A 4,910-nucleotide genomic window follows, 5' to 3' on the forward strand; every position below is an offset into this window, starting at 1 on the left:
CAAGGCTTTGGGCTGTCCTGCCTGCAAGGGCAGGGCAGCGGGCAAAGGCGCGGGAGGTTTGCGCAGGCGGGCAATCGCGCGGGCCTGGATCTGCGATCAAACGATTCTGCGCGGCTCTGCCTCGCGCTCCGAGGTATTTCCAGAAGCTGAAAAGGGCCACGACATCTCTGCCGCAGCCCTTTCTCTGATCCTTGGATTGGCTGATGTGGCTTAGAGGAATTTCCCCATGGCGCGACCGGTGTCGATCATGCGGTTGGAGAAGCCCCATTCGTTGTCATACCAGCTGACCACGCGCACCAGACCTTCGGAGGTGACCGCGGTTTGCGGTGCGGCGAAGATCGAGGAATGGCTGTTGTGGTTGAAGTCGATCGAGACCAGCGGCGCCTCTTCATAGCCCAGGATGCCCTTGAGCGGGCCCGCTGCGGCAGCGGCCTGAATGGCGGCGTTCACGCTCTCGACGGTGGCGGCTTTTTCCGGCACGAAGGTCAGATCCACAACCGAGACATTCGGGGTGGGCACACGGATGGCGGAACCTTCCAGGCGGCCTTTGAGATGCGGTAGAACCTCGGCGATGGCGCGGGCGGCGCCGGTGGAGGTGGGGATCATCGACAGCGCCGCAGCACGGGCGCGGTAGAGATCCTTATGCGCGGTGTCATGGGTGGGCTGGTCGCCGGTATAGGCGTGGATGGTGGTCATGTAACCGGTCTTGATGCCAAAGGCTTCGTCCAGCACCTTGGCCACCGGCGCCAGGCAATTGGTGGTGCAGGAGGCGTTGGAGACAATCACATCCTCGGCGGTCAGGGCGTTGTCGTTGACGCCAAAGACCACGGTGCGGTCTACCTCTTTGCCGGGGGCGGAGATCAGCACCCGCTGGGAGCCGTTTGCCAGGTGTTTTGCCGCCGTTTCGCGGCTGGTGAACAAGCCGGTGCATTCATAGGCGATATCGACGTCGGACCAGGGCAGCTCTTCGGGGTTGCGGATCGCGGTCAGGCGGATCTCGTGGCGGCCCACCTTCATGATGTCACCCTCGACCACCACATCCTCGGCCAGACGGCCATGGACGCTGTCGTATTTCAACAGGTGCACCTGGGTTGCGGGCGGTGCGAGGTCGTTGATGGCAACCACCTCGACGTCCCTAGTGTCGTTTTCCAGCAGGGCGCGCAGAACATTGCGGCCGATGCGGCCAAATCCATTGATGGCGATCTTCAGGGTCATCTGACAATAACTCCGGTTTGGTTTCCGGGCGCGGCACCCTATTGATACCGCTATCACTCGCCGTCATCGTTATCGCTAACGGCGCCGCCGATCAAGCCCCGAGAGCGCGGCCCTTGCAGCCGTTTGCGCAGAATTTGCTTCCATGCGGAGCGGTGATTTCCGATCGGCGTCGCGGCGGGGCGGCAATATGCCTGCAAATTGGTCACCGCGCGCGGCGGGCGGCCTGTGGCGGGCGGGAAGATTTGCCTCGCCCGGTCGCAATGCCTAGGCTTGAAGAGAGCCCCGCCGAAGGGGAAGCCGCTGAGGGAAAAGCGGAAAACAGCCGCGCAGAACCGAGGGAGGAAAGCATATGGCGCAACGCAGCGCATCATTCGGGGGTCGTCTGGGGCGGCTGCTGCGCGAGATCTATCCAGAGCTTGATGCGGAGATCCTCGGCTCCAAGGTGGTGGAGGCCTTCTGGCCCGAGGGCAGCCACCGGCGCAAACGCCCGCGCACCCCGGGCAACACCCTGTGGTCGGAACGCGATGCGCTGTTGATCACCTATGGCAACTCTATCCTGGATGGCACGCATAAGCCGCTGGATCTGCTCTATGATTTCCTGCTGACCCATATGAAGGGCGTGGTGGACGGCGTGCATATCCTGCCGTTCTTTCCCTATACCTCGGATGATGGGTTCGCCGTCACCGACTATCGCAGGGTCGATCCGGGGCTGGGCGATTGGGCGGATATTCGCCGCATCGGCAGCGCCTTTCATTTGATGTCGGATATGGTGCTGAACCATGTCTCCTCGCAAAGCGCCTGGTTCAATGCCTACCGTCAGGGGCAGGCGCCCTTTGATCGGTTCTTCTACGAGGCCAGCCCGGAGGATGACCTGTCGCAGGTGGTGCGACCGCGCACGACGCCGCTGTTGCAGGAGGTGGAGACCTCAAATGGCGCGAAACATGTCTGGTGCACCTTCAGCCACGATCAGGTCGATCTGAATTTTGAAAACCCCGAGGTGCTCTTGGAAATCCTGCGCATCATCCGGCTGCATATCGATCAGGGGGTGCGCATCATCCGGCTGGATGCGGTGGCGTTTATCTGGAAACAGGTGGGGAGCAGCTCGATCCACCTGCCGCAGACCCATGCCATCGTGCAGCTGCTGCGCCTTCTGGCGGATTACGCGACCGAGACGGTGGTGCTCCTGACCGAAACCAATGTGCCGCGGGCCGAGAACCTCAGCTATTTCGGCAATCGCAACGAGGCCCATGTGGTCTATAACTTTCCGCTGCCGCCCCTGATCCTGCATGCGATGCTGGCGGGCACGGCGCGGTTCCTGCTGCGCTGGGCGCGGGCGATGCCTCCGGCGCCTCTGGGCTGTGCCTATCTGAACTTTACCGCCAGCCATGACGGAATTGGCATGCGCCCCGCCGAGGGGGTGCTGCCGCCCGAGGAAAGCGAGCGCATGATCGCCTGCGTCAAGGACAGCGGCGGGCTGGTTTCCATGCGGGCGCTGCCGGATGGCGGCGAGGCCCCCTATGAGGTGAACTGCACGTTTTTTGACGCCATGAGCCGGAGCTTTTCTGGCGAGACTGATCTGAAGGTGGCGCGGTTTATTTGCTCGCAAACCATCCCGATGAGCCTGGAGGGCATACCCGCCTTTTACATCCACGCGATGCTGGCCACCGCCAACGATCACGAGGCCGTGGCACGCCGGGGCATGAACCGGGCGATCAACCGCCACCGCTGGGATTACCCGGAGCTGACCGCGCGTCTGGCCGACCCGGAGACGGACCAGGCGCAGGTGCTCTCGGCCCTGTCGGCGCGTTTGCGGCTGCGGGCACGCCAGCCGGGGTTTCATCCCAATGCGACCCAGTTCACCCTGCAACTGGAGGATCGGGTCTTTGCGATCTGGCGGCAATCGCTGGATCGGGATCAGTCGATTTTCGCCCTGCATAATGTCAGCGCAGATGCCATCACCCTGCCACCCGGGGCCCTGAACCTGATTGAAGGTGAGGCCTGGCAGGATCTGCTGAGTGGCGATGCCTTTGGCGCCGAAGATGAAATCCAGCTTGCGCCCTATCAGTGCCGCTGGATCACCAATCACGCCAACGGGTGAGGCGCTTTGGGGGGGGGCGAGGAGGGGCTTTGCCCCTCTTGGCCCGGAAGCATGTCGCTTGCGCGCGGAAGCCGGTTTCAAGCCCTTCGACATGCGGCGTCCGTCGCGTTGGGCCAATTCACCCCAGGATATTTCAGGTTAGAAGAAGAGGGGGCCGGTCAGCCCCGCGCATAGTCCGCGTCATCCGCCTGTGCGGCGGCTTTGAGGTCGCTCAGGAAGCTGGGATTGGCCGAATGGATACGGTTCCAGTTGGGAATGAACGGGGTTTCATGCGGGTTTTCCAGAAAAACCTGCCCCGCCGTCATGATGTTGTTGGAGAACATCTCGACCATTTTCTCTTCGCCGTGGCGATCCATTTCGAGCCCGTTCATGGTGGCGTCATTCGAATAGGTTTCGAGCAAATCGAGGGCGGAGCGATAATAGGTTGCCTTGAGGGTGCGAAAGACGTTGGGGGTGAACACTGTGCCATCGGCGGCAAGTTTGCGAAAGATCGCCTTGCAGATGTCGATCGACATGCGGTTCAGGCCGGCGCTGGCGTCCTCTGGGCTGAGGGATTGGTGTTTGTGGTCGTAATTGTCGGCGATTTCCACCTGGCAGACCGCCTTGCGGCCCAGGTTGCGCCAGGCCTCTGACAGCACGCCGATCTCCAGCCCCCAATCGGATGGGATGCGCAGATCGGGCAGCAGCGGCATGCGCAGGGCCATTTCCCCCGACAGCGGGTAGCGAAAGCTGCGCAGATAGTCGATATAGTCGCGATCCCCGATGGTGCGTTTCAGCGCGATCAGCAGCGGCGAGACCAGAAGCCGCGAGACCCTCCCGTTGAGCTTGCCATTGCCGACGCGGGCGTAGAACCCTTTGGAGAGCTGATAGGAAAACGCCGGATGCGCCACCGGATAGACCAGCCGTGCCAGCATCTCCTTGGAGTAGGTCACGATATCGCAGTCATGGATCGCCACCACCGAGCTATCGGCATGGGCAAGCAGATAGCCGATGCAGGACCAGACGTTCTTGCCCTTGCCGGGCTCTTGCGGTGCCAGCCCCTGGGCGGCGAGCTGGGCGCCGAGCGCCTGCATGCGCGGGCTGTCGTTCCAGATCACCCGGTGGTCCTGCGGCAGCACCGAGAAAAATTCCCTGGCATGGCGATATTCGGCCTCGCTGGCGCGGTCCAGCCCGATGACGATGTGATGCAGATAGGGCACCTTGGCCAGCTCATCGAGGATATGGCGCAGGGCGGGGCCTTCGAGTTCGGAATAGAGGCAGGGCAGGATCAGCGAAATCTTGCGGGTCTGGGCAAAGGTTGAGAGTTCATATTCCAGTTCTTCCACCGGGCGGCTGCGCAGATTGTGAAATTGGGCGATATTGCCGTTCTGGTGAAAATCAGCCATGCGGGGCGGTTCCTTCCTGGTCTTGATGTCTGCTCCCGGCGGGCGGGGCGGTGTTCTGGTCGTATCGCTCAAGGATCTGCATCACCGCCTCGCACCAGCCCTCGGGGCCGGGGCGGCGGCTGCGCAGGATGTGATCCTCATTGGCAAATTGCGGGATGTCCGGGCCGTGATCATTGCGGATCACCACCCCGTGGTCGGCATTGGCGATCATC

General features: G+C 62.4%; 3 protein-coding genes and 1 pseudogene. 1 reads left to right on the top strand and 3 read right to left on the bottom strand.

All coding sequences use genetic code 11. The annotated features are described in order from the left end of the window. Positions 1-210: 210 nt before the first annotated feature. A complete protein-coding gene (gene gap, locus HCZ87_RS19700; RefSeq protein ID WP_167646663.1) occupies positions 211-1,215 on the bottom strand; it encodes a type I glyceraldehyde-3-phosphate dehydrogenase in 1,005 nt (334 codons plus the stop codon). Between the two features lie 349 nt (positions 1,216-1,564). On the opposite strand from gap, the gene HCZ87_RS19705 reads away from it, so the two are divergent. Beyond that, positions 1,565-3,313 (top strand): sugar phosphorylase, encoded by a 1,749-nt coding sequence (locus tag HCZ87_RS19705; protein ID WP_167646665.1) that lies wholly within the window; start codon positions 1,565-1,567, stop codon positions 3,311-3,313. Positions 3,314-3,471: 158 nt separating this feature from the next. On the opposite strand, the gene HCZ87_RS19710 is transcribed toward HCZ87_RS19705, so the two are convergent. After that, the gene (locus HCZ87_RS19710) at positions 3,472-4,698 is read right to left on the bottom strand and encodes a glycosyl transferase (RefSeq protein ID WP_167646667.1); all 1,227 of its coding nucleotides are present in this window, start codon (positions 4,696-4,698) and stop codon (positions 3,472-3,474) included. Beyond that, a pseudogene (locus tag HCZ87_RS19715) lies at positions 4,691-4,910 on the bottom strand (hypothetical protein); the annotation flags it as partial. The gene HCZ87_RS19710 and the pseudogene HCZ87_RS19715, both read right to left, overlap by 8 nt.

Origin of the sequence: Phaeobacter sp. HF9A (assembly GCF_011806385.1) — a bacterium.
Classification (GTDB): Bacteria; Pseudomonadota; Alphaproteobacteria; order Rhodobacterales; family Rhodobacteraceae; genus Epibacterium.

Excerpts from the sequence above, each read along its gene's own strand:
- gap (WP_167646663.1), bottom strand. The coding sequence starts at position 1,215 with ATGACCCTGAAGATCGCCATCAATGGATTTGGCCGCATCGGCCGCAAT.
- HCZ87_RS19705 (WP_167646665.1), top strand. The coding sequence starts at position 1,565 with ATGGCGCAACGCAGCGCATCATTCGGGGGTCGTCTGGGGCGGCTGCTG.
- HCZ87_RS19710 (WP_167646667.1), bottom strand. The coding sequence starts at position 4,698 with ATGGCTGATTTTCACCAGAACGGCAATATCGCCCAATTTCACAATCTG.